Source organism: Bradyrhizobium sp. SZCCHNRI20481, assembly GCF_032485055.1.
In the GTDB taxonomy this organism is placed as follows: Bacteria; Pseudomonadota; Alphaproteobacteria; order Rhizobiales; family Xanthobacteraceae; genus Bradyrhizobium.
The window spans coordinates 69,590-92,512 of the sequence record NZ_JAUEUE010000013.1; the positions used below are offsets into that span (position 1 = coordinate 69,590).

Genomic DNA, 22,923 nt, shown 5'->3' on the forward strand with positions numbered 1-22,923 from the left:
CCGGGTGATTGCGCCGCTGGCCATCGGATTCGAGGTCCGGTGCGCCGTGGCGCCAATCCGCTGAGGGCGTGTTCTCCGTCTGTCACACTTCTCGCGCTCAGACGGCGTTTGTGATGTTGCCGAACGCAGTTCGTGGTTTTGCTTCCACACGATCCGTCAACGGTATCAGGAGACCCGGTGCCTCGGGCGCCGGTTCCGGAGCACCGCGCCGTTCCTGAGGGCCATCATTTTACGCGCATTGTCAGTAATCTTACGGTTCCAGCATTAACCTCCGATAAGCCTGTTTCGCGCCCAATGAGGTCGTCAGGGACGACATGCGGGTTCGGAATTTTCGGAGCCCTCTGATCCTCTGACCTCGACCGCGCAGCGCAGCGCAGACCTGGATGTTCGGGCCGTCTCTGGCGCTGGCAGAACGCGGCCGAACCACGCAGTCAGCTGGGGTCCTCCGTGTCAACAATGTCCATTCGTACGAAGATCATTTCGGTCATCGCCTTCATGCTCGTCACCATGTGCGGGCTCGGCGTGCTCGCCGTCACCAGCATGCAGTCGATCAATGCCAACACGGTCGACATCGCCACCAACTGGTTGCCAAGCGTGCGCGCGATCGGCGAGCTGCGCGCCGACATCAACCTGCTGCGCATCGCCTTGCGCGCGCATGTGATGTCGGAGACGACCGAGGCCAAGCAGGCCGCGGAGAAGCGCGTCAACGGAATCCTCGAGACGATCAACAAGGACCGCAAGACTTACGAGCCGATGATCACCTCGGCCGAGGAACGCGCGATCTACAACAACTGGGTGCAGTCCTGGGAGAAGTACGTCGTCGCCGTCAAGCAGGTGATGGATGAATCCAACAAGAGCGTCGGAAAGATTCCGCACGAGGCCACCGAAATGCTGGAAAAGTCGGCCGCGGCGATCGCGCGCGACGCCGACAAGTATTTCATCCAGGACATCGAGTTCAACAACAAGGGCGCCGACAACGCGACGCGGCAGGCTGCCGAGAGCTTTTCGCGCGCGATCTGGCTCGTGGTTTCGATCATTGCCGCCGCCGTCATCGCCGGCATCGCCGTCGGATTCTATCTGGTGCAGAACGTCTCGTCCGGTATCGCGTCGATCATCAAGCCGATGCAGGAGCTCGCCAAGGGCGATCTCGGCGCGGAAGTCACGCATCGCGGCGAGCCGACCGAGATCGGCGCCATGGCTGATACGCTGCAGGTGTTCAAGGAGGCGCTGATCGCCAAGAAGGAGGCCGACGAGCTCGCGGCCCACGATGCCGAGGTCAAGATCGAACGCGGCCGGCGCGTCGACAACATCACCCGCCAGTTCGAGGCGACCATCGGCGAGATCGTGCAGACGGTATCGTCGGCCTCGACCGAGCTCGAGCATTCCGCCGGCGCGCTGTCATCCACCGCGACGCGCTCGCAGGAGATCTCGACCGCGGTTGCGGCTGCTTCGGAGGAGGCTTCGACCAACGTGCAGTCGGTCGCGTCCGCGACGGAGGAGCTATCGTCGTCGATCACCGAGATCAGCCGCCAGGTGCAGGAATCGGCCCGCATGGCCACCGAGGCCGTCGACCAGGCGCGCATGACCAACGATCGCGTGAGCGAGCTGAGCAAGGCCGCGGCGCGGATCGGCGACGTCGTCGAACTGATCAACACGATCGCCGGCCAGACCAATCTGCTGGCGCTGAATGCGACCATCGAGGCGGCGCGCGCCGGCGAGGCCGGCCGCGGCTTCGCGGTCGTCGCGTCCGAGGTGAAGGCGCTGGCCGAGCAGACCGCCAAGGCGACCGACGAGATCGGCCAGCAGGTGTCCGGCATCCAGGCGGCGACACAGGAATCGGTCGGCGCCATCCGGGCGATCTCCACGACCATCGAGCGGCTGTCGGAAATCTCGTCGGCGATCGCGGCTGCCGTGGAAGAGCAGGGTGCCGCCACGCAGGAGATCTCGCGCAACGTCCAGCAGGCATCGGAGGGCACGCAGCAGGTTTCTGTGAACGTCGTCGACGTGCAGCGCGGCGCGACGGAAACCGGAACGGCCTCCACGCATGTGCTGGCCGCGGCGCAATCGCTGGCCTCGGACAGCGACCGGCTGAAGCGTGAGGTGGCGTCGTTCCTGGAGTCGGTGCGCGCGGCCTAATCCGACATGGCGCTACGCCGCCGGCTGAGCCGGCGGCGCCTGCTGCTGCCGTCGGAACAGCACCTTCTGGTACAGCCAGCCGATCGCGACCAGCACCAGCCCGAGCCCGATGAATGACAGCGCGCGCCACACGCCGGTCAGCGCCGACATGTCGATCAGGAAGGCCTTCAGGATCGTCAGCGCGATCACGATGGCGGACGCCAGACGGGCGCGTTGCGACTGCACGATGATTCCGATCCCGAGCAGCACCACGCCGAAGGCGAGCCAGGCGATCGAATAGGTGTACTGCTCGGCCGCGCTGGTCGGCCCTGCCGTCAGATCGGGGCCGTGATAGATCCGGCGGATCTCGAGGCTGACATAGGACAGCGCCAGGATCAGTGCGCCCGCGGCCAGCGTATTGCCATAGGCCGGCGGACGGCGGCCTGCGACCGCGTAGGACAACAGCAGCATCAGCACCGCCGGGAACGCATAGGCCAGGATCAGGATGTTGAGCAGGCCGCCCTTGATCGCGACATCCGAGATCATCGGATTCTCGAGCAGCAGCAGCCCGAGCACGGTGGCGCCGCCGGCAAAGCCGGTCAGGATCACGGCGCTGATGTTGTGCACGATGCTGCCGCTGCGCTCCCGGAGCCGCTCCAGCCCGATCGCCAGCGCCAGGGCCACGCAGACGTCGAGTCCCACTTCGGCGAGCGATGGCACCGCCAGCATGTCGCCGTCATTGACGGCGTGGCGGATCTCCAGGAAGGCGAGCAGGGTCGTGAACAGGATCGCGGCGGCCTCGACCGCGCGCAGCGGCGCGTCGTCGCCATGGCGGCGCATCAGATAGCTCGCGCTCCAGAACGACGCCGCCGGCACGCCATAGCCCCACAGCAGCCAGTTGACGATCGGCGTGGTGCCGACATCGGCGCCGACGATACGCGGATCGTAGCCGATGCGCAGCACGACGAGCCCGGCAAAGACGGCCGCCAGCGTGCGCAGGAACGGGATCGGCCGGCTCTCGAAGATCCAGGCGGTGCCGAGCGACATCAGCGCCAGCGCGATCGTCAGCCAGCCCTTCTCCAGCGCGAAGGTCAGCGCCAGCGCCAGCGCGGCCAGCGTGCCGGTCGCGAACAATGCGATCGAGGCGCTGAGGCCCGGGCGCTCCTCGCGCCGGGTCAGCGCCTCGGTGGCGACGGCAAACGCGGCGGCGAGCACGACGGCGAGGATCGCGAACGGAATCGAGCGGTCGAGATGGGCGATGCGCGCATAGAGCGCGACAAGAAGCGCCAGCGGCGTGAACACGCCGGCCGCCGACCACACCACCGGCACGACCGCGTTGTGCGAGCGGCCCTGCGCCAGGAAGCCGGCGCCGCCGAAGCCCAGCGCGAAGATCGCCGCCGTCACCAGATGCGACGTGACCGACGCGCCGAGCGGGTTCGGCCCCATCCCGGGCAGCGCGCCGCCGGGCAGCACCAGCAGGTCCGGATTGTCGCGCAGCGCCCATTCGGCGAAGACGAGGAACACGGTCGCAGCGGCGGCGGCCACCGCGCCGACGGCGCTCGGCGCGCGCCAGGCGACCGCGAGCGTCGCCGCGACCAGCACCGTGAAGCCGATCAGCGCCAGACCGTCATGGAAGCTCGCCAGCACGACCAGCATGGCGCCGAGCAGATAAACCGCCAGGCCGACGGATGAGATCGGCTCGACCTCGTCGTTCTCGGCCGCGGGTCCGAACATGAAGCCGCAGACCACGATCAGCGCGGCCAGCGCGAAACCAACAGCGACGTGGAAGACATGCGGCGCCACCGTCTCGACGCCCGCGTCGAGTCCGGGCAAGGTCCACAGGAACGACAGCCCGATCGTGGTCATCGCGAGCCAGCGCCACAGCCGCACGCGTGCCAGCGCGAACGCGGCGGCGGTGACGATGGCAAGGTAGATGTAGAGCGCCCAGTAGTTCGGCTCGCCAGTCGACACCAGCACCGGCGTCGTGAATGCGGCGACGAGGCCGAGCCCGGCCAGCGCCGGGCCGTGCAGCAGCGCCGCCGCCAGCGTGCCCAGCGCGACGATGCCGAGCAGCATGAAGGCGATCGCGGGCGGCAGGAACTCATACAGCGCGTAGGCCGCGTAGATCGTGGCGAAGGCGACCGCCGTGCCGGCCGCGGTCAGGATCGCCGGAATGTTGGCGATCGGCAGCGCTGCGATCTGCGAGATGCTCTCCTTGCGCCGGGTCCATTCGCCGGCCGCAAGCAGCGCGGCGGCGAACAGCGCGCCGAGCGCGACGCGCACCTCGGGGCCGACGAGGCCGGCCTCGATCGAATAGCGCACCATGAAGAAGCCGCCGAGCGCCAAGGTCAGCCCGCCGATCCACACCACCCAGCGGGTGCCGATGCGCTCCTCGAAGCCGGCCGCAGGCTGCGGCACGGGTGGCGGGGACGCGAGCGGCGGCGGCTGTTCGGCCGCGTCGTCGCTCGCCATCGCCGCGGGCTGGAGAGCAGGCTCGGTCAGCTCCGGCAATGGCGGCGGCATTGGCGGGGCTTCAGCGGGTTCCTGAAGCGGGCTGAGCGGCGGCGCGACCACCGGCGCAGCCGCGATCGGGCGTGCCGCCTCGAGCTTGGCCAGCCGGGCCTGGACCTCGGCCAGGCGATCGGAAATCCGGCGCGCGAAGGCGAGCGCCGCGAACGCGACCAGCAGCGCGATCCAATCCAGGGGCCAATCGAACATCACGCGGGGAATCCTCAATCGATGGCGCCGGTGGGCGTCAGGGGTGGAAGGTGCCGGCCTGCGGGTGGACCGCTGGCGCAGCGAATCGGCCGACGACCCACGGCGGGTCACCCGATGGCCGTCGTTCCCTCTGTGTCAAACCGCGGAACAAAAGTTCAAGGCGCGCCGGTACGCGGCTCCGCCGCGTCGCAACTCAGTCCAGATCGATCCGGAACGGCGCGCTGTCGACCATCATGGCGCCGGGCCCGATCGCGTCCAGCGCGCGCACCATGCGCCCCTGGCGGCCCAGTGCCCTGTCGGCCAGGCTGACGATCAGCCGGTTCGGCGAGGCGATCGGCGAGGCCTGGCGGATCGCCCAGGCAATATCGAGCTCGTCGCGATTGGGGTTGAGCGCGCAGGCCGTGGCGAAGGCGCTCGCGGTGGAGCGGCTGATGCCGGCATAGCAGTGGATCACCAGCGGCGCCGCACGATCCCAGCCGCGCACGAACTCCAGCACCTGGGCGACGTGATCCTCGCTCGGCGCCATGAAGCCCGGAAGCTGCTCGGTGATGTCGTCGACCGAGACCCGCAGATGGTTTTCGGGGCGGATCGTCTCCGGCCGCTTCACCTGCTCGACATTGGCCATGATGGTCAGCACGTGGCTGGCGCCGGTCAGGCGCACGGTCTCGGGCAGGGCGGCGAGTGAGCAGACGTGGATCATGGCGAGCCTTTGGAGGCCCGATTATACGAATGGGGGCACAAGGGCAAAAGCGGGTTTTGGATGTCTGCTGTCGGGCTGGCGCATATATGCGCCGACAGCCCTCAGCGCGCGTTCTTGAGCTGCCGCAGCTCCTGGCGAACCAGATGGGCCTTGCCTTCGATCTCCGCGTTCAGTCGCTCGAGATGGTCGAGGAGCCGCTCACGGTTCTGGGGGGCGATCTCGACCGGTTTCTCGGACCAGGGCCGGCGCACGAAGAGGGCCACGATGGCGACGGCCAAGGCGGTCAGAAGCGGAAAGCTCAGGGCAACGAGCTGGTGCAGGGTCATCGAAGACCTCCCAGGATCCACTGACCCAGCAAATGTATGAGCACTCCGGTGATAATGCAAACGACGCCCGACCCGTAGATCAAGCCCGCGGGGGTGCTGGGCGGCAGCACCCCATAGACGAACTGGGCAAGCGGCACGAACGTTCCGGCGGTGACGATGGCCGTCGCCAGCGTGTTGACCCAGTTGGCGGCCAGCTTCAGCCGTTCGTTGCGGCGCTCGTCCGGCGTCAGCGGCATCTCAGCACGACCCCAGCACCGTGTTGAAGCGGGTCAGGAACTGCTTCTCGGCCTTGGCCGCGCTCCAGGGCGTCAGATAGTCCGTCACAGTGGCATCCGGCAGGCCGGGGTCGCGACCGAACAGCTTCTTCGCCTCGCTCTCCGAGAAGCCGGCCAGCCGGGTCGCCTCCAGAAAAGCGGCGCCGCGGTCGGCCGCCTTGATCTGGCGCTCGATCTCAGGAGCAATCTCCGCCGGCAGCCCGAAGCGGATGTGGATCGCCCCGAGCAGCCGCTTCTCGACGCTCTTGTAGCCGTCGCCGAGCACAGCCTTGAATGGCGAGATCATGTCGCCGATGACGTATTCCGGCGCATCGTGCAGCAGCGCGGCGAGCCGCAGCCGGGCATCGATGTTCGGCTTGCGCGCGCGCATCACCGTCTCGACCAGCAGCGTGTGCTGCGCCACCGAGAAGATGTGCGCGCCGGTGGTCTGGCCATTCCAGCGCGCGACACGCGCGAGCCCATGGGCGATGTCGGCGATCTCGACATCGAGCGGCGAGGGATCGATGAGGTTGAGCCGCCGGCCGGACAGCATGCGCTGCCAGACGCGGTCGTGCCCGCTCGGGGCCTTGTCAGTCGTCATTTGGGAGGCTTGAGGCGTGGGGTGCGGCGCTTGCCGCTGCAGGTCTCGTGGCAGAAGCAGGTGACGAGATGGTCATTGACCATCCCGGTCGCCTGCATGAAGGCGTAGACGATCGTGGGACCGACGAACTTGAAGCCGCGCGAGGCCAGCTCTTTCGAGATCTTGATCGACAGCGGCGTCGAGGCCGGCACGCTCGCGGTGGTCTTGAACTGATTGACCTTGGGTGCGCCGTCCATGAAGTCCCACAGCAGCTTGGAGAAGCCGGGACCCTTGTCCTGGATGTCGAGCCAGGATTTCGCGCTGAGAATCGTCCCTTCGATCTTGGCGCGGTTGCGCACGATGCCGGCATCGTTCATCAGCGCGTGGATCTTCTTGTCGGTGTAACCAGCGATCTTCTCCGGCTGGAAATCGTCGAAGGCGCGGCGGAAATTGTCACGCTTGCGCAGGATCGTGATCCACGACAGCCCGGCCTGGAAGCCGTCGAGGATCAGCTTCTCGAACAGCGCGCGGTCGTCATATTCCGGCACGCCCCACTCGGTGTCGTGATAGGCGACATAGAGCGGATCGCTGCCCGGCCAGGGGCAGCGCGTCAGGCCATCGGGATGGACGACAGCAGCGCGACCCATGAGACCGGCTCAGGCGACCGTCTGTTTCGGCGCGCCCTGCAGCGCGTCGGGATCAGCGATGCGTAGAACGAGGCCGCCGGCGGTAAGCGGCGTTCCCGCCTCCAACGCCTCGGCGGCGCGGTCGATGCGCAGCAGCGCCATGCCCTTCTGCGCGGCGGCCGAGCCCATGGTGCCGACGGTCTTGTCGCCGGCCAGAATCGGCGTGCCCGGCTCGGGACTCGGCCCGTCGAGCAGCACCTTCGCCGCGCGCGTGCGCGTGGTGCCGCGATGATGCATGCGGCTCACGACCTCCTGGCCGACATAGCAACCCTTGCCGATGTCGACGCCGTGCAGCCGGTCCATATTGGTCTCGTGCGGGAAGGCATCGCCATACGTGAAGTCGAGCCCGCCGCGCGGCACGCTGCAGTCGATACGATGCGCCTCATAGGCGTCGGTCTCGACGATCTCGGCCCCGAGCCGTGCGGCGATCTCCGCGAGCGCCTCCTGCGGCGCAATGACGCGCGCGCCGAGGCGCTCATGACGCGGATCGGCGAAGCTCGGCTCCGGCGTGGCGCCGATGGCGCCATCCCAGACCGCGATCACGCCGAGCTCTCCGGAGCGATTGCTGACCGCGACCTTGGCCCTGAGCTTGTAGAGGTTGAGCTTGTCGGTGAGCGCCTGCGCCAGCGCGCGCGGACAGTCGAGCAGGAAGCGCTCGCCGGCGTCGGTCGCCGGCACCTGCGCCACCAGGAAATCAACGATGATCTTGCCCTGCGGCGTCAGCAGCGCGCCGAACCGGGCATCGCCGGGCGTGAGCTTGGTGACGTCGGTGGTGAAGAGACCGTTGAGGAACTTGCGTGCATCGTCGCCGCTGACCTGGACCACGCCCCGGTCGTCGAGAAACGTCGCCTTCATCCGAAAAACCTCTTGCGACAGGCCGCACTGAAACGTAAGCCGCCCAGGCATAAACCACAAGGCTGAAACGCCGCCGCGCGGTGGCTTCATTCTAAAGATCGAGACTCGCGTGCCACCGGAGGCCAGCAAATGGGCAGGCGCGCAGCATGATCGATCTGTCTTGGGGCGGTCAGGAGAATGAAATCCTATGAGGGCTTCATGAGCGCGCGCTTCGACGTCATTCTGAAATCCGGCACCGTGGTCAATCAGGACGGCGAGGGCGTCCGCGACATCGGCATTTCAGGCGGACGTATTGTCGAGATCGGCGATCTCGGCACAGCCTCGGCCGCCGAGATCATCGACTGCAAGGGCCTGCACGTGCTGCCCGGCGTGATCGACACCCAGGTGCATTTCCGCGAGCCTGGTCTCACTCACAAGGAGGACCTCGAAACCGGCTCGCGCAGCGCCGTGATGGGCGGCGTCACCGCCGTGTTCGAGATGCCCAACACCAATCCGCTGACGGTGACCGAAGAGGCGTTCGCCGCCAAGGTCGCTGCCGGCCACCATCGCATGCATTGCGACTTCGCCTTCTTCATCGGCGGCACCCGCGAGAATGTCGAGCAGCTTCCGGTGTTGGAGCGCGCCGAGGGCTGCGCCGGCGTAAAGGTGTTCGTCGGCTCCTCCACCGGCTCGCTGCTGGTCGAGGACGACGACAGCCTGCGCCGCATCTTCCAGGTGATCCGCCGCCGTGCCGCGTTCCACGCCGAGGACGAGTACCGCCTCAACGAGCGCAAGGACCTGCGCGTCGAGAACGATCCGCGCTCACACCCGGTGTGGCGCGACGAGGAGGCGGCGCTGCGCGCCACGCAACGTCTCGTCACCCTCGCGCACGAGACCGGCAAGCGCATCCACGTGCTGCACATCTCGACGAAAGAAGAGATCGTGTATTTGCGCGACCACAAGGACGTCGCCACCGTGGAGGCGACGCCGCATCATCTCACCTTGGCGGCGCCGGAGTGCTACGAGCGGCTCGGCACCTACGCGCAGATGAATCCGCCGGTGCGATCAGTCGATCATCGCGACGTGATCTGGTGGGGCGTCCACCAGGGCATCGTCGACATCTTAGGCTCCGACCACGCGCCGCATACAGCCGAGGAGAAGGCCAAGACCTATCCGGCCTCGCCCTCCGGCATGACCGGCGTGCAGACGCTGGTGCCGATCATGCTCGACCACGTCAATGCCGGCCGGCTGTCGCTGCAACGCTTCGTCGACCTCACCAGCGCCGGCCCCGCCCGCATCTACAACATCGCCCGCAAGGGCCGCATCGCCGCCGGCTACGACGCCGACCTCACCATCGTGGACCTGAAGCGCAGCGAGACCATCACCAACGAATGGGTCGCCTCGAAAGCCGGCTGGACGCCCTATGATGGCCTACGCGTCACCGGCTGGCCGGTCGGCACGTTCGTCCGCGGTCAACGCGTGATGTGGCAGGGCGAGCTGCTGACGCCAGCGATCGGCGAGCCGGTACGCTTCACGGAGACGCTGCGGCCGTAACGGCGCTACGCGTTAGTTTGCTCCGTCATTGCGAGCGCAGCGACGCAATCCAGAGTCCTTGCGCGGCCCTGGATTGCTTCGTCGCTCTGCTCCTCGCAATGACGCGGAGCGGGCATCACGCCCGGCCGTCGTTCACGCGAACAGCTTGTCGATGTCGTCCTGGGAAATCGCCACGCCGGGCCGCTTCGGGCCCTCCAGCAAGTCTGGGACGCTCGAGGGGGCAGCAAGCTCGGTGGCCAGCCGCGCCAGCTCCTCTTTTCCCCAGATGCGGACGAGCTTGTTGATGTGGTCCTCCATGAACTGCAGCGACTTGACCACCCGCGTGATCCGCTGCCCTGTGAGGTCCTGGAACGCGCACGCCTCGAACACCTTGTTCGTGCTGTCGACGATCTCGTCGCTGACCGCCGCGGCCGTCGGGTCTTTGACGCTCTGCAACTTCGCGACGCTGGCGCCGATCGCCTCCATGCTTTCGAGGATCGCGTTCCCGGCCACCTCCGTATTCTCGACGATCGCGTCGAGGGTGTCGGTCATCGTCGCGAAACTGCCCTTGCCGTCGCCTTGAAGAGCGGCGAGTTCGCGCCGCATGCTGCTAATCTGGCCGAACATCTCGACCAGGTACGTTTTCAGCAACCTCTCTTCTTCCGGCGCAATCATCAGAAATCCCCGACTTTTCCTTAACGTTTCCTTACCAATTCTTCACGCGGCAGTTGCGAACCCCGGCCTGCTCTTCTGTGAAGGCATTTCGGATTTCGCTTCGGCGGTGACCGGCTCGCGACGCGGCTATCGAGATTTCGCGTAAGCTCGAAACGGCACTGTGGTCAGGTAGGTGAAGATCAGCGACCCATTTTTGCCCGTTTTCGTTAAGGGCGCATGTTCATTCACGTCAAAGCCTTCAAATTGCTTTGTGAAGAGTTTCCGAGCGACATGGCTGCCGAGGGGGCCGTTGGGCAGTTCTCGGTCTGCTGTCGGTTTCCGCGACGCCGGGACGGCCTTTGGAGCCTGGATGTCCGAGCGGGCGTCACGACAGGAGGCAGGCGGCGGCGGCCGGCCAAGACGAATGCGAATGTCCGCTGCCAGGGACGACGCGGACGTGGGGGAGAAATTCCAGTACGCCGCCTCTTGACCCAGAGCTCTCTACTGACCGCGATCGTCGATCGACTTGCGTTTTGCCGAGCAACATTTTTGCCGGCACCCGATGGTTCCGCTCTCGGGGACGACCTGACGTCTGCAATCCCAGGAATCGCTAGGCCGCCTGTGACCCCCGATCATCGTTCGGTTCGCGGCCAGGCGCACCGCATCGGCGAGGCGCTGACGAAGCCGGATATTTCGACTATCCTGCCATCCGGACCATCAAGGCGGGGCAGGACGGGGTCCAGGAGGGGACATCGATGAGCACAGTAAGAAGCGCGCTGGCCCAGAAGAGTGGCGCCCTGATCCATGTTCGTTCCGACGACATGGTCGTCGAAGCCTTGCGCCAGATGCGCGACAACCGGGTCCGGTCGGTGCTCGTCATCGACGACGGCGCGCTGGTCGGCATCGTGACGCAGGGGGACTGCGCCATCAAAGTGCTGCTGCCCGGGCTCGACGCCAAGCAGACGCCGGTGGGTCAGGTGATGACGGGCAACCCGGTGACGGTCAAGCCGGATCACCGGCTGGACAGTTGCATGGCGATGATGGCTCAACGTGGCTTTCGCCATCTGCCGGTGCTGGACGCGGGCAAGGTCGTGGGCGTGATCTCGGTCGGAGACGTCGTCAAGAACATCATCCGGGACTTGGAGCACAACGTGGACGACCTGATGGGCTACATCATGAAGGACGGCCCCGGGGGCTGACGGACGAACGTGGTGCCGTCGCTCTCCGCCGATATCTGCTTGTGACCCATCTCGGACCTTTCCGCCCGGCCCCGCGACGTCCGCTGTCGGGGTGCACCGGAAGTTAACGACCGTGGAAGCGCAGGGGCCGCTTGTGACCCGAGGCCGACGTTGTTCGCGGTGCATGGTCAGCCCAGGAATGTGGTCAGGTCTGACGCGCTAATGCCTTCTCTCGCCCCGCGCGTCGTTGCCATTCTGATGAAGAACTAGATGGGAGATCTGCCCGGCGTCCGTCGAGAAAAACTCCAACTGGGCGTCAACGACTTTCGCGAAGAACTTGCTCTGCGACTCGGGAAATAGCCGGATTTTGCGTTGATAGGTCGCTTGCGACATCAGTTGCCCATTCTCCAGAGTGATGGTGATCGAGAACGTCGGCGTAAAGTCATAGACGCCAGTGTATGTCGCGAGAATAGCGGGATCGACCTCTACGCTCGTGCGGACGATCGGATGAAAATCCGGCCAGCCGTAGACCGAAGCGATGCTGCGCAAGATCTCGGTCGCTAGTAGCTGGCCGCCTTGCGCGTTGGTCATGATGACCGCTCCATCGCCACTATGCTGATAGGCGACGAGCACCGCTTCGAAACCCTCGTCGATACCACCGTGCGAAAAGAAGGGATTTTCCTGCGAGCCCCCGATCGGAAAACCCAAACCGTGATTGCCTTGACCGGCAACGAGCATCTGCTTGGTCATCTCAGTCGAAAGCACTCGATTTGAATCGCCCAGCAGCGAACGCTGAATCTCGATCGCGTATCGCGCGAGGTCAGTCGGCGTCGTCCAAAGTCCTGCAGCCGCCATTTCCGGATAGATGTGGGACCCGCCCTCTACAGGAGCGCCGTTTGCCTTGTAGGGCGTCGCAGCGCTGGAGCGCAGTTCCACCGGCAGCGGCTGTTCGTAGGTACTGCGGGTCATGCCGATAGGCGCAAGCACTGTGTCATGCATGAGCTTAGGGAACGGTTGATGCGAGACGTCGAGCAGCAACTGCTGCATCACCGTGTAGCCACCGCCGGAGTATTTCCAACGGCTTCCCGGAGCAGCCTCCAGGCGAACGGGGGCGGTGTTGGCTGGCTTCTCTCCATCTAGGACTTGGACGAGCGAGGGAATCGGAGCACCCGCCGAGTAGCCCGGGAATCCGTGCACCGTGAGCCCGGCAGTGTGACTGAGTAACTCACGCAGCGTAACCACGGCGCCTGGCGCAGCTGCGCTTGCGGGGATCTTCCACGAGGTCAGTGCCTGATTGACGTCCGAGTCGAGCGCCAGCTTGCCTTGCTCGATGAGATGAAGCGCAGCCATCGCCGCGACCGGCTTGCTGATGCTACCGGCCTGGAACAGGGTATCGGCCGTCACGGGGCCGCCCCCGAGTTGTGCGACGCCAAATCCCTGCGCCCATTCGACGGCGCCATTATGGATCACCGCAATGCTGACGCCCGGCACTCGATCAGCGGCCATGCGGTCCGGGAGCCTTTGACAAATGTGAGGATCGTCCTTCTCCACCACCTTCGTCCTGAGGCACGCGCAGACATCATCGATTCGACGCTGGATTTCGGGCGAGATCATCCCCTGAGCCTCAATCTTTTCTGATCGCCACAACAGTACGCCGAGACACAGTAGAGCGGTCAGCAAGCAAAACCGTATCACAATCATCGGTTGATACCTCTAGGCAGCCGACGTTAACGTAGCTCGATCCCTCAACACGAGACAAATGTCCGCTTGTGGCCCTGGCTGTGTGAAAAGGCCCATAACGGATCTGGTCGCCGGCTCGCGTGAAGGTCTGCTTCTGATGCTCAACCGGAAGCAGGTGCCCGGCAACAGGGCTCCGACGGGGCTGTATCTTGTTGTCTTCTTAGGGTTGAGAAAACCGGTTCGCGCTATTCGCCTGTGACCTTCAAGACGGTAGGGTTGGCCCCAAGGATAGTGTCTGGTGTACTTCATCGCCTTTATGATCGTGGTCGTCTTGACTGCCGTGGTGTCGCTTCGTCGATCCATGGCTCTATCACGGAACGCTCGGGGGGCTGGCCCGGCCCAGCGGCTGGCAGCGCGGCGGCGGGCGCTTTGGCCTGTATTCTGCGCGGCAATTCTTGAGTTTGGGTTGATTGGACTTAGTCATGTTCAAGACAACCAGGAGCTTGGTCCCTCCGTGACGATCGATCTCATGGCGCTTACGGCCGCTTTTATCGGCGGCTGGTTTCTTGGCGTCATCGGCGGAATGGATTGGGACTGAAGCGCCGCAAGAAACGCAAAGCAAAAGAGCCCGTCGGGCGAATCAGTCGCGCGATCTTGTTTGTAACGCCGTCGTTCGGGTTCGCCGCAACTACACGAAACGCCTGTGCCGAAACGGCAATTTTGCGCATTGTCTCAACGTGATCGCGCCCGCAGCACCTTCCGGGCGAAAGATTTCACTTTCGTTTTTCCAGAATACGTGTCTATCCTCCACCCATCCCGCCTCAACGAGAGGGGCGTACGCGCGGTCGTCACGAGACGCGAGGCGGGCAGGCGGTGGACGTGTCGGGTTGCAGCGTGGCTTTGGCTGCGCGGACGAACAATCCCGATGCGGACGTTAAGTCGCGTGGTCCTGGCCTCCCGATGCCGAGGTCAAGCCTGAGCGTGATGCGAGAGCATCGGCGCAGGCGATGGGGGCAATCAAGCCGGTCCCCAGGGAGAGCGCGAAAGAAGCGTTAAAACCATCGCGCAGGGAAGGCTGGGCTCATCCGGCTGCACCTGTGGTTCCTGCCCCGTGCACTTTTGTTCGCACGGGGGCCATGGGCGTCAGCAGACGCCCAGCCTTCCCTGCGCCCTCGATTGAATGAGGGCCGAACGTCGGTCATCGCTCGGACGCATCGCGCCGCGAGGACGATGAGGCGTGTCTCGATGCTGTTTGAGATGTGGAGACGGATCTCGGCACCGATGGGCGCTCTTCGTTTTGGCTCCGTCATTGCGCTCGCAATGACGCGGAGTTTGTCGACGTAGTTGTCGTAGCCTGGATAAGCGCAGCGATATCCGGGTTCAACGAGGCTGCGGATGAGACCCCGGATGTCGCTGCGCTCATCCGGGCTACGCGCGAGGAGCGTGAGAACCTACTGCGTCGCGCGCGACAGCGAGAACTCGCCGTTGCGGACGCGCTCCGGCAGGCCTTCGACGAAGGTTGCGACCGCGTCCTCGCCATAGGTGGTGACGAGTTCGGCCAGCGCCGCGAACAGGCTGGCCTGCGCCAGGCAGTCGCCGTCGACGCCGTCGTGGCGCGCTTCCGCCCAGGCTTCGTTGAGGTAGCTGAGCGCGGCCTGCTTCTGCTCGTGGTCGGGCAGGACGGCGGGGAGGGCGCTGAAAGTGACGGGAAAGCTCATTGAATTCAGTCTGGCGGGGCCGCGAGGCGCGTTGAATTCCGAACGCGGACGCGCCGGACCAGTGAGGTTTACCACGCAGGCGGCGGACGCCTAGGCCAGTTCTTTAGGAAAGGTTAACAAGGTTAACGCAAACGTGGATAACGCCCGTGCGCCGTCAACCATGGGCCGTCAGTTGGCGTAGCGCGCCGTGAGGTCGCGCGAGATCTTCGAGCCCTCGTCGATGTAGCGGCGGATCGCCACCATCGCCGCCGGCGTGCAGGTCCGGTAGGTCTGCTGAAAGCCGTTATAGCCGCGGTTGAAGCCGGCGATCATCCGGGCGCGGCGTTCGCCCGACGGCGTCTCGGCATCGATCAGCGCCTGCATCTGGTTGCGCCATTTGGCGCCTTCATTGCTGCCGCAGATGCCGCGGAGGTAATGCAGGGTTCCGAGGATCTCGGCCAGCCGCTGCAGATCGCCATCGAACGGCGCGGCCGCATCCTGCGCGCGCGCGGGCACAATGGCGCAGGCGGCAACGAGCATGAGGACGGCCAGGAGGCGCTTGGGGATCATGGGGAACACCGACGTCATATGCCTTTGCCGGACGGCGGACGCAAGGCGCCTACACCAGGGTCCGTGCGGCGGCGATGATCTCCGGCAGTCCGTCAGTCAGCGTGAGGCCCTCGAGCGCATCGGGGAGGCGCCACTGAAAGTCGTCCAGTTCCGGGTTGAGCCGGGGCTCTCCGGCCTGCCAGCGGGCCGCAAAGGGAAGGATCACATAGTGGCCGCCGCTGCCCTGGGCCGGCAGGACCTCGCGCCATCCGGCCAGCCCGACAATTGCGATCGAGAGTGCGGTTTCCTCCATGACCTCGCGCGCGACGGCCTCGTGCAGGGTTTCGCCGAGCTCCACCCGGCCGCCGGGCAGCGTGTAGACGCCCTTGGCGGGGGAACGCGCCCGGCGCACCAGCAGGAGCTTGCCGTCGCGGAAGATGGCGGCGCTGACGGCGAGTTGGGGGTGGCGGGGCGGCGTCGGGGCGGTCATGCAATGGCTCCAGGCGTGGTCTGCACCATAGCGTGAAGACGACCGGGCCGGCAGCCCGTGCTGCTCAGAAGCTTGCCATGATGGCGTCGACGGCGTCGACCTCGTCGACCGGGTCAGGGTCGACCTCGATGTCGCCATTGATGATGCCGCCGGCCTGCGTCACCAGCGGCTTGACCCACGCCGCGGCCTGCTCGGCGAGCTTGGCCTTGGTGGCGTCCTGCTTGGCAGCGCGCATCGCGCTGCCAACCGCGAGCAGGATGTCGGTCATGGTCTTCGTGAGATGATCGAACTTGTCGCGAATCGCAGGGTCGGCCTGCTCATAGGCCTCGATGACGAGATCGCGGGCCTTGAAATTGGTGTGCGTGAAATGTTCTGGATAGGTCAGCGGCGACCACGCCAGAAAATCCTCGGCGCATTCCGGAATATCGGGAATCATTTCGAGCAGCATCACGGCTTCGTTGAAATGATTCAGATAGTCGGTGGCGAGCCCGGTGCGCGGATTGATGTTGGCGGCGCGCAGCATCGCGGCCCGCGCCGGGTCAATGGCGCTGCCCGCCGGTCGTTGGGTCGTGCGATCGGTAGGCACGGAATGGGTCGCCGCTGCGGTCATCCGCTGCAGTGTTGGCAACCTAAGTTAAAAGGTGCTGAACACACGACGATTTGAGTGAGATTATGTGTGGACGCTTCGTGATCACTTCACCACCCGCGGCTCTCAGGCAGATTTTCGGCTACGAGGAACAGCCGAACTTTCCGCCGCGGCACAATATTGCTCCGACGCAGCCGATTCCCGTAGTTCTTCTGGACCAGGACATCAGGCATTTTCGGCTCATGCGCTGGGGATTCATTCCTGCCTGGGTCAAGGATCCCCGTAATTTCACGCTGCTGATCAATGCGCGTTCGGAGTCCGTACGCGAGAAGCCGGCGTTCAAGAATGCGATCCGGCGGCGCCGCGTGCTAGTGCCCGCTGATGGATATTACGAGTGGCAGGTGATCGATGGTCGCAAGCGGCCGTTCTTCATCCACCGCAGTGACGGCGCGCTGCTCGGCTTCGCGGCCCTCGCCGAGACCTGGTGCGGGCCGAACGGCGAGGAGGTCGATACGGTGGCGATCGTCACCGCAGCTGCGAGCCGCGATCTCGCCACGCTGCATCATCGTGTTCCCGTGACGATCAGGCCGGATGATTTCGCGCTGTGGCTCGACTGCCGTTCCGATGATCCTGACGAGGCCATGCGGCTGCTGATCCCGCCTCGCGAGGGCGAGTTCGCGTGGTACGAGGTCTCCACGCGCGTCAATGCGGTGGCCAACGACGATGAGCAGCTGTTGCTGCCGATGACCGCGGAGATGCGCGCCGCCGAGGACGCGCAGCGCAAGCCGGCGAAGAAGGTTGCATCTCGTAAAGTTTCGCCTGCGGCTGCGGATGACGGGCAGGGGAGTTTGTTCTGAGGCGGGATATATCGACAGAGAAGATCGTCATCCCCGCGAAAGCGGGGATCCAGTACGCCGTGGCCTCTCGTGCCGAAACGGCTGCCGGTGGAAGACTGGGTCCCCCGCCTTCGCGGAGGACGACAGAGAAGCAAGACCCGCGACCGAGCGTTGGCCGCGCTCAGCCAAAGATCCTCAGCGCGGCGTGCTGCAGCAGCATGATGGTCTTGGCGTCCTGGATGCGGCCGTCGGCGATCATCGCCAGCGCGTCGTCGATCGAGAGTTCCAGCACCTCGATCTCCTCGCCCTCATGCGCGAGCCCGCCGCCGGCGCTGACGCGCATGCGAGGCTCGTATTCGGCGACGAAGAAATGGATCTTCTCGGTGACGACGCCCGGGCTCATGAACGCCTCGAACACGAACTTGACGTCGTGCAGCCGGAACCCGGTCTCCTCCTCGGCTTCGAGCCGGATGCGCTCCTCCGGCGAGGCATCGTCGAGCAGGCCGGCGGCGGCCTCGATCAGGAGATCGTCGTAGCCATTGAGGAAGGCGGGATAGCGGAACTGCTTGACCAGGATGACGCTGCGCTGCGCGAGGTTGTAGGGGAGGATCGCCGCGGCGTTGCCGCGCTCGAACACGTCGCGGCTCTGCATCTGCCACGTGCCGTCGTCGCGCCGCCACTCGAACTTCGTCGAGGTCAGCGTCCCGTAATGGTCGGAGAGCACGCGCGTCTCGTGGACGCGGATGCGGTCGGAGATGCTCATCGCTCGCCTCTATTTCATTCCGGGCGTCGGCGGGCGCCCGTCGAGCCATTTCGAGAACACGACGCTGTCCTGCACGGCATAGTCGAGCGCCTGGTAGAATTCCTGCACCTTGGTGTTGTCGCCGCGCACCATCAGCATCAGCTTGGCGATGCCGCGCGCCCGCAGCCAGTCCTCGGCGGCGGCCATGATGGCGCGGCCATGGTTGTGGCCGCGATGCTCGGGATCGACGCTGACGTAGTAGACCCAGCCGCGATGGCCGTCATGGCCGACCATGACGGAGGCTGCGATCGCGCCGCCGCTGCGGCCGACCAGGACGGTCGCATTGTCGCCGCGGCGGGCGAGCGCGATGTCGGCGGCCGGATCGTTCCACGGCCGCGTCAGGCCGCAGCGCTGCCACAGCGCGATGAGGGCTGGCACGTCGGCATCGGTGATGTCGGAAATCGCGAGAGCAGGGGCACTGTCCATGGGAGCGTCGAAAGCCTAGAGCACCTTGCCGGGATTCATGATCCCGAGCGGATCGAATTGCGCCTTGATCGCGCGCATCAGCGAAATCGCGGTCGGGTCCTTCACGTCGGGCAGCTCGTCGCGCTTGAGCACGCCGATGCCGTGCTCGGCCGAGATCGAGCCGCCCATGCGCAGCACGATCTCGAACACGACAGCATTCACCTCGTGCCAGCGGGCGAGATAGTCGGCCGTGTTGGCGCCGATCGGCTGGCTGACATTGTAGTGGATGTTGCCGTCGCCGAGATGACCGAACGGCACCGGGCGCGCGCCGGGCATCAGCTTCACCACGGCCGCGTTGGCCTCGGCAATGAAGGCGGGCACCGCGGCGACCGGCACCGAGATGTCGTGCTTGATCGAGCCGCCCTCCGGCTTCTGCGCCGCCGAGATGTCCTCGCGCAGCTTCCAGAACGCCATGCGCTGGGCGAGGCTGTCGGCGATCGCGGCGTCGTCGACGATGCCGTCCTCGAGACCCTTTTCCAGGATCGTCTCCAGCGTGGCGCGGGCATCGTCGCGCGACGACGACAGTTCCATCAGCACGAACCAGGGATGGGCGCCCGACAGCGGCGCGCGGTTGCCGGCGGCGTGGCGGATCGAGAAGTCGAGCGCGATCGCGGCAATCAGCTCGAAGCTCGTCAGGTTGCCGGCGGCCTCGCGTTGCGCGATCGCCAAGAGCTTCAACGCGTCATCCGGCGACTTCAGGCCGACGAACGCGGTTTCGACCGCGCGCGGCTTCGGAAACAACTTCAGGCTCGCCGCGGTGATGATGCCGAGCGTGCCCTCGGCGCCGATGAAGAGATTGCGCAGATCGTAGCCGGTGTTGTCCTTCTTCAATTTCGACAGCGCGTTGAGCACGCGCCCGTCGGCCAGCACCACCTCGACCCCGAGCGCCATCTCGCGCGCCACGCCATAGGCCAGCGCGGCGGTGCCGCCGGCATTGGTCGAGAGATTGCCGCCGATGGTGCAACTGCCCTCGGCGCCGAGCGACAGCGGAAACAGGCGGTCGACCTCGGCGGCCTTCTGCTGCGCCACCTGCAGCACGACGCCGGCCTCGGCGATCATTGTATTCGAGGCGGTGTCGACGTCGCGGATCTTGTCCATGCGCTTCAGCGACACCACCACCTCGCCATTGTGCGGCGTCTGGCCGCCGACGAGACCGGTGTTGCCGCCCTGCGGCACCAGCGCGATGCGGTGCTGACTGGCAAGCTTGCAGATTGCCGCGACCTCGGCCGTCGAGCCCGGGCGCAGCACCAGCGGCGAGCGGCCGTGGAACAGGTTGCGCTCCTCGGTGACGTAAGGCGCGACGTCGGTCTCCGCCGTCAGCGCCTGGCGCTCGCCGACGATGGCGGCGAATTGCGCGATCAAATCGGGCGGCAGCGGCGGCAGGGCAGGCTGGCTGATGTTCATGGTCAGTCGCTTCCAGTGTTATCTCGGCGCGGCGGCGCGGCGCAGCCGGTCGTTGATGGCCTCGCCCAGTCCGTCGTTCGGGATCGGCATCACCGCGATGCTGCGCGCACCCTTGGCATCGAGGCTGCGAAGATAGCCGAAAAGATGCATCGCCGCCTCCGCTGGATCGCCCAAGGGCGAGAGGTTCAGGATCGCGGCGGCTTGGTCGGCCCCGGGCAAGGTCACCGGACCGAAGGCGAGCAGCGCCTCGCCGGCCGCGACCTCGCTGGCGTCGAGGCGGACGGCGGCGCGCGGCGCATAGTGCGAGGCCAGCATGCCCGGCGCCAGCGGCTGCTCGGACGTATTGGTCTCTGCGGCGGGCCGCGCCAGCGCACGGCCGAGCACCGCCTCGATCGCCTCGCTGGGAACCCCGCCCGGGCGCAGCAAGGTCGGCTCGTCGAAGCAGCCGACGATGGTCGATTCGACACCGACCTCGACCGGCCCGCCGTCCAGGATCAGGTCGATTCGTCCCGAGAGATCTGCCGCGACATGAGCCGCGGTGGTCGGCGACACGTGGCCGGAGATGTTGGCGGAGGGCGCCACCACGGCGCCGGCGAACGCCGCGAGCAGCGCTCGCGCGATCGGATGCGAGGGAATGCGGATCGCGACCGTGTCGAGACCGGCCGTCGCGAGATCTGCGACCGTGCAGCCCGCGGCCTGCGGCACCACCAAAGTCAGCGGTCCCGGCCAGAACGCGGCGGCCAGACGCTCGGCGGTGGCATCGAAGCGGCCGATGCGCTGCGCCGCCGCGATATCGGCGACATGGGCGATCAACGGATTGAAGGCGGGCCGGCCCTTGGCCTGATAGAGGCGGGCGATGGCCGCGGCATTGGCCGCATCGGCGCCGAGGCCGTAGACGGTCTCGGTCGGGAACGCGACCAGTCCGCCGCGGGCGAACGTCGCCGCGGCTTGCGCGATTCCAGCCGCGTCGGCGGGCAGGATCCTGGTCTCGATCGCTTGCATGTCTGGGGCGGGCATCGATGGTACGGGACGGCAGTGGCTTCCGCGCTCGGCTATAGCGGGCGCGGACGTTCGAATGAAGCGCGCAAATCGCCTGTCGCATTGCGCTCGCGCCATGGCCGCCGGACAAAGCCCCACGGCCTCAAGCGGTTAACCCCTCTGCCGACGATCAGCGATTTCGATGCGATTTCCTGCCTTGTGTCCTTGCGAAGACGGAAACCCAACGCTATAAGCCGGCTTCCCAAGTCGGAGCGTGGCTCAGCCCGGTAGAGCACTGCGTTCGGGACGCAGGGGTCGCAGGTTCGAATCCTGCCGCTCCGACCATTTTTTCAAGCACTTAGCTTTTTATCTCCCGAGAAGCGCAACGAAATGCGCAACGAATTGGTGCAAAAGGACGGCTAACCGCGCCGTCTGCGTCATGTCGGCTGTTCGTGAGCATCTACCGCCGTCCTCCAAACGCCTCAGCCGCCTCGCCCTGGAAATCCGGATGGTGGTGGCCATACGTTTGCTCTAACTGCTCAACGGTCATGCCGAGCCAACCGGCCGCTTGCCAACGGTCGGTGCCCTGCTGCATCAGCCACGTCGCGGCGGTATGGCGCAGGGAGTGGCGCACTACGTCATCACCAAGCCCTGCGTCTTCCAAAATGCCATCCCATGCCGAGCGGATCTTGCCAGCGAGCGGCTGGCCATCGTGCATGCGGTTGATGACGAAGCGGATCTCCTCGCCAGGGTCCAGAAGGCCGGTCGCGCGCAGCTCTGCAGATCGGCGTCCGTCGATCTTGCGCCAACGCACTAGATGCGGCCGCAGCCGATTGGCAATCTTGGCCGGCGGTCGGCGCTTCTTTGTTCTGCGCTCCTCTGCACCGCGCCCCTGGTAGACCATGGCATCGAGGTTCATCCATGGATGCGTGGTCGTCGGCACCCATTGTGTTCGGCGGATAGTCTCCTCGCGCCGAGCGCTATAGAGTCCAACTAGGATGAAGCGGGCCGCTGGCCGGCGCCGGTTGATGATCCAACGCTCGCGCCGCAGTAGAACGCCGGCGGGTGTACGCTTCCAGCTCTCGCGCTGCGCGTCCCAGACATAGCCCAGCGCTGCACTCAGCAATCGCGCGGCCTCATTGCGGGTAAGCCAACGCTGCCGGCCCTCGACCTTTTCGGGCAGCGTGATCTTCGGCAGCACGTCGAGCGTATGTTCGCCGTGATAGCGACGAACAGCTGCGCGCAGGTCTTCCAAGCGTCGCCGTGCCGTCTGATCCGAGACCTTGCCGGCACGAGGAGGGATGCCGGAACGCCGGTTGTTCTCGTTCGGCGTTCCGGTCGACCAGTCGACGAAGTCGCGGCAGAGCTGGCCTTTGATGTCTGCTACATTTTTGTCACCGAAAAACGTATTAAGATCGAGCAGACGGATCAATAGTAGATCGTGCTGTGCCCAAGCGCGGGGATCGTCCCCCTTGGGTCGCTTGGCTATTTCGTAGTCGGTAAGGACGTCGGCTATCCCGAGGAGGCGAGGGTCCGTGGCCCCAAGGGTGGTCGTATGCTTTTGCCCGATGTGTTTTTCGAGCGCTTTCGCTGCGCCTTCAGTGTCATTGCGGCCGCAGCCTGTGCGGATTTGCCTCCCTCGGTCGAGGATGATCCAACTGTCATCGTCTTCGCGATACCAGAGGCGGGGTGGCTTAGCTTTGCGGCCAGGCATGACGGTTTTACCAGCCTTCGTATTGCTCTTGGCGTGGTCAAATCTTTACCTGCCACTTTGGCGATTTCAAGAGTCCCAGCAGCAGCTGCCCTACGTAACGACGACAATGTCAGCGGACCGTGCGGAAAGAAAACAGCTGTTGCT

At 65.6% G+C, this 22,923-nt stretch carries 23 protein-coding genes and 1 tRNA gene; 6 read left to right on the plus strand and 18 right to left on the minus strand.

Translation table 11 applies throughout. The features are described 5' to 3' along the window. Positions 1 to 447 precede the first annotated feature (447 nt). Positions 448 to 2,136, plus strand: coding sequence for a methyl-accepting chemotaxis protein (locus tag QX132_RS21590; RefSeq protein ID WP_316162820.1), 1,689 nt, complete (start codon positions 448 to 450; stop codon positions 2,134 to 2,136). A 12-nt stretch (positions 2,137 to 2,148) separates the two neighbouring features. Here QX132_RS21590 and QX132_RS21595 read toward each other — a convergent pair whose 3' ends face one another. From QX132_RS21595 to QX132_RS21625, 7 genes are all read right to left on the minus strand, one after another. Beyond that, positions 2,149 to 4,833, minus strand: a complete 2,685-nt coding sequence (locus tag QX132_RS21595) for a DUF2339 domain-containing protein (RefSeq protein WP_316162821.1) — start codon at positions 4,831 to 4,833, stop codon at positions 2,149 to 2,151. A 193-nt stretch (positions 4,834 to 5,026) separates the two neighbouring features. Further along, complete coding sequence (locus QX132_RS21600; protein WP_315739978.1) at positions 5,027 to 5,533, minus strand: tyrosine phosphatase family protein; 507 nt, start codon at positions 5,531 to 5,533, stop codon at positions 5,027 to 5,029. Between the two features lie 101 nt (positions 5,534 to 5,634). Further along, a complete protein-coding gene (locus QX132_RS21605) occupies positions 5,635 to 5,859 on the minus strand; it encodes a hypothetical protein (protein WP_316162822.1) in 225 nt (74 codons plus the stop codon). After that, entirely contained in the window at positions 5,856 to 6,095 is a 240-nt protein-coding gene (locus tag QX132_RS21610) for a hypothetical protein (protein ID WP_315717219.1), read from the minus strand. Before QX132_RS21610 ends, QX132_RS21605 begins: the two co-directional genes overlap by 4 nt. Position 6,096: 1 nt before the next feature. Further along, entirely contained in the window at positions 6,097 to 6,714 is a 618-nt protein-coding gene (locus QX132_RS21615) for an HD family hydrolase (RefSeq protein WP_316162823.1), read from the minus strand. Next, positions 6,711 to 7,340, minus strand: coding sequence for a DNA-3-methyladenine glycosylase I (locus QX132_RS21620; RefSeq protein ID WP_315776184.1), 630 nt, complete (start codon positions 7,338 to 7,340; stop codon positions 6,711 to 6,713). Before QX132_RS21620 ends, QX132_RS21615 begins: the two co-directional genes overlap by 4 nt. 9 nt (positions 7,341 to 7,349) lie before the next feature. Beyond that, on the minus strand, positions 7,350 to 8,234 hold the full coding sequence (locus tag QX132_RS21625) for a folate-binding protein (RefSeq protein ID WP_315776185.1): 885 nt from the start codon (positions 8,232 to 8,234) through the stop codon (positions 7,350 to 7,352). 198 nt (positions 8,235 to 8,432) lie between these two features. On the opposite strand from QX132_RS21625, the gene QX132_RS21630 reads away from it, so the two are divergent. Next, the gene (locus tag QX132_RS21630) at positions 8,433 to 9,767 is read left to right on the plus strand and encodes a dihydroorotase (RefSeq protein ID WP_315776268.1); all 1,335 of its coding nucleotides are present in this window, start codon (positions 8,433 to 8,435) and stop codon (positions 9,765 to 9,767) included. A gap of 132 nt (positions 9,768 to 9,899) precedes the next feature. Here QX132_RS21630 and QX132_RS21635 read toward each other — a convergent pair whose 3' ends face one another. Continuing rightward, positions 9,900 to 10,421 (minus strand): protein phosphatase CheZ, encoded by a 522-nt coding sequence (locus QX132_RS21635; RefSeq protein ID WP_315739983.1) that lies wholly within the window; start codon positions 10,419 to 10,421, stop codon positions 9,900 to 9,902. Between the two features lie 734 nt (positions 10,422 to 11,155). On the opposite strand from QX132_RS21635, the gene QX132_RS21640 reads away from it, so the two are divergent. Then, the gene (locus tag QX132_RS21640) at positions 11,156 to 11,599 is read left to right on the plus strand and encodes a CBS domain-containing protein (RefSeq protein ID WP_315739984.1); all 444 of its coding nucleotides are present in this window, start codon (positions 11,156 to 11,158) and stop codon (positions 11,597 to 11,599) included. A 198-nt stretch (positions 11,600 to 11,797) separates the two neighbouring features. On the opposite strand, the gene QX132_RS21645 is transcribed toward QX132_RS21640, so the two are convergent. Continuing rightward, on the minus strand, positions 11,798 to 13,192 hold the full coding sequence (locus QX132_RS21645; RefSeq protein ID WP_315739985.1) for a serine hydrolase: 1,395 nt from the start codon (positions 13,190 to 13,192) through the stop codon (positions 11,798 to 11,800). A gap of 364 nt (positions 13,193 to 13,556) precedes the next feature. Here QX132_RS21645 and QX132_RS21650 point away from each other — a divergent pair, with 364 nt between their 5' ends. Further along, positions 13,557 to 13,856 carry a hypothetical protein gene (locus tag QX132_RS21650; protein ID WP_315739986.1) on the plus strand — a complete coding sequence of 100 codons (300 nt, stop codon included), beginning with the start codon at positions 13,557 to 13,559 and terminating at the stop codon, positions 13,854 to 13,856. Positions 13,857 to 14,709: 853 nt separating this feature from the next. Here QX132_RS21650 and QX132_RS21655 read toward each other — a convergent pair. The 4 genes from QX132_RS21655 to QX132_RS21670 all read right to left on the minus strand — a co-directional run bounded on the left by QX132_RS21655 (position 14,710) and on the right by QX132_RS21670 (position 16,580). Continuing rightward, positions 14,710 to 14,976: a hypothetical protein gene (locus tag QX132_RS21655; protein WP_315717207.1), complete on the minus strand. Its 267-nt coding sequence runs from the start codon at positions 14,974 to 14,976 to the stop codon at positions 14,710 to 14,712. Between the two features lie 168 nt (positions 14,977 to 15,144). Next, positions 15,145 to 15,543: a TIGR02301 family protein gene (locus QX132_RS21660; RefSeq protein ID WP_315717206.1), complete on the minus strand. Its 399-nt coding sequence runs from the start codon at positions 15,541 to 15,543 to the stop codon at positions 15,145 to 15,147. A gap of 31 nt (positions 15,544 to 15,574) precedes the next feature. Further along, positions 15,575 to 15,994 carry an NUDIX hydrolase gene (locus QX132_RS21665; protein ID WP_315739987.1) on the minus strand — a complete coding sequence of 140 codons (420 nt, stop codon included), beginning with the start codon at positions 15,992 to 15,994 and terminating at the stop codon, positions 15,575 to 15,577. 64 nt (positions 15,995 to 16,058) lie between these two features. Then, positions 16,059 to 16,580: a hypothetical protein gene (locus QX132_RS21670; protein WP_315717204.1), complete on the minus strand. Its 522-nt coding sequence runs from the start codon at positions 16,578 to 16,580 to the stop codon at positions 16,059 to 16,061. Positions 16,581 to 16,666: 86 nt separating this feature from the next. On the opposite strand from QX132_RS21670, the gene QX132_RS21675 reads away from it, so the two are divergent. Next, a complete protein-coding gene (locus QX132_RS21675) occupies positions 16,667 to 17,437 on the plus strand; it encodes an SOS response-associated peptidase (protein WP_315739988.1) in 771 nt (256 codons plus the stop codon). Positions 17,438 to 17,597: 160 nt separating this feature from the next. Here QX132_RS21675 and QX132_RS21680 read toward each other — a convergent pair whose 3' ends face one another. The 4 genes from QX132_RS21680 to QX132_RS21695 are packed head-to-tail and all read right to left on the minus strand — an operon-like array spanning position 17,598 to position 21,104. Beyond that, on the minus strand, positions 17,598 to 18,179 hold the full coding sequence (locus tag QX132_RS21680) for an NUDIX domain-containing protein (protein WP_315739989.1): 582 nt from the start codon (positions 18,177 to 18,179) through the stop codon (positions 17,598 to 17,600). 9 nt (positions 18,180 to 18,188) lie between these two features. Continuing rightward, positions 18,189 to 18,644, minus strand: a complete 456-nt coding sequence (locus tag QX132_RS21685; protein ID WP_316162824.1) for a GNAT family acetyltransferase — start codon at positions 18,642 to 18,644, stop codon at positions 18,189 to 18,191. A gap of 15 nt (positions 18,645 to 18,659) precedes the next feature. After that, on the minus strand, positions 18,660 to 20,087 hold the full coding sequence (locus QX132_RS21690) for an FAD-binding oxidoreductase (RefSeq protein WP_316162825.1): 1,428 nt from the start codon (positions 20,085 to 20,087) through the stop codon (positions 18,660 to 18,662). A gap of 18 nt (positions 20,088 to 20,105) precedes the next feature. Further along, positions 20,106 to 21,104 (minus strand): L-threonylcarbamoyladenylate synthase, encoded by a 999-nt coding sequence (locus QX132_RS21695; RefSeq protein WP_316162826.1) that lies wholly within the window; start codon positions 21,102 to 21,104, stop codon positions 20,106 to 20,108. Between the two features lie 229 nt (positions 21,105 to 21,333). Here QX132_RS21695 and QX132_RS21700 point away from each other — a divergent pair. Further along, a tRNA-Pro gene (locus QX132_RS21700) sits at positions 21,334 to 21,410 on the plus strand. Positions 21,411 to 21,525: 115 nt separating this feature from the next. On the opposite strand, the gene QX132_RS21705 is transcribed toward QX132_RS21700, so the two are convergent. After that, a complete protein-coding gene (locus QX132_RS21705; protein WP_316162827.1) occupies positions 21,526 to 22,497 on the minus strand; it encodes a site-specific integrase in 972 nt (323 codons plus the stop codon). Positions 22,498 to 22,923: the final 426 nt, after the last annotated feature.

Coding starts and splice junctions, on each gene's coding strand:
- QX132_RS21595 (WP_316162821.1), bottom strand. CDS start 4,833: ATGTTCGATTGGCCCCTGGATTGGATCGCGCTGCTGGTCGCGTTCGCG.
- QX132_RS21600 (WP_315739978.1), bottom strand. CDS start 5,533: ATGATCCACGTCTGCTCACTCGCCGCCCTGCCCGAGACCGTGCGCCTG.
- QX132_RS21605 (WP_316162822.1), bottom strand. CDS start 5,859: ATGACCCTGCACCAGCTCGTTGCCCTGAGCTTTCCGCTTCTGACCGCC.
- QX132_RS21610 (WP_315717219.1), bottom strand. CDS start 6,095: ATGCCGCTGACGCCGGACGAGCGCCGCAACGAACGGCTGAAGCTGGCC.
- QX132_RS21615 (WP_316162823.1), bottom strand. CDS start 6,714: ATGACGACTGACAAGGCCCCGAGCGGGCACGACCGCGTCTGGCAGCGC.
- QX132_RS21620 (WP_315776184.1), bottom strand. CDS start 7,340: ATGGGTCGCGCTGCTGTCGTCCATCCCGATGGCCTGACGCGCTGCCCC.
- QX132_RS21625 (WP_315776185.1), bottom strand. CDS start 8,234: ATGAAGGCGACGTTTCTCGACGACCGGGGCGTGGTCCAGGTCAGCGGC.
- QX132_RS21630 (WP_315776268.1), top strand. CDS start 8,433: ATGAGCGCGCGCTTCGACGTCATTCTGAAATCCGGCACCGTGGTCAAT.
- QX132_RS21635 (WP_315739983.1), bottom strand. CDS start 10,421: ATGATTGCGCCGGAAGAAGAGAGGTTGCTGAAAACGTACCTGGTCGAG.
- QX132_RS21640 (WP_315739984.1), top strand. CDS start 11,156: ATGAGCACAGTAAGAAGCGCGCTGGCCCAGAAGAGTGGCGCCCTGATC.
- QX132_RS21645 (WP_315739985.1), bottom strand. CDS start 13,192: ATGATCTCGCCCGAAATCCAGCGTCGAATCGATGATGTCTGCGCGTGC.
- QX132_RS21655 (WP_315717207.1), bottom strand. CDS start 14,976: ATGAGCTTTCCCGTCACTTTCAGCGCCCTCCCCGCCGTCCTGCCCGAC.
- QX132_RS21660 (WP_315717206.1), bottom strand. CDS start 15,543: ATGACGTCGGTGTTCCCCATGATCCCCAAGCGCCTCCTGGCCGTCCTC.
- QX132_RS21665 (WP_315739987.1), bottom strand. CDS start 15,994: ATGACCGCCCCGACGCCGCCCCGCCACCCCCAACTCGCCGTCAGCGCC.
- QX132_RS21675 (WP_315739988.1), top strand. CDS start 16,667: ATGTGTGGACGCTTCGTGATCACTTCACCACCCGCGGCTCTCAGGCAG.
- QX132_RS21680 (WP_315739989.1), bottom strand. CDS start 18,179: ATGAGCATCTCCGACCGCATCCGCGTCCACGAGACGCGCGTGCTCTCC.
- QX132_RS21685 (WP_316162824.1), bottom strand. CDS start 18,644: ATGGACAGTGCCCCTGCTCTCGCGATTTCCGACATCACCGATGCCGAC.
- QX132_RS21690 (WP_316162825.1), bottom strand. CDS start 20,087: ATGAACATCAGCCAGCCTGCCCTGCCGCCGCTGCCGCCCGATTTGATC.
- QX132_RS21695 (WP_316162826.1), bottom strand. CDS start 21,104: ATGCCCGCCCCAGACATGCAAGCGATCGAGACCAGGATCCTGCCCGCC.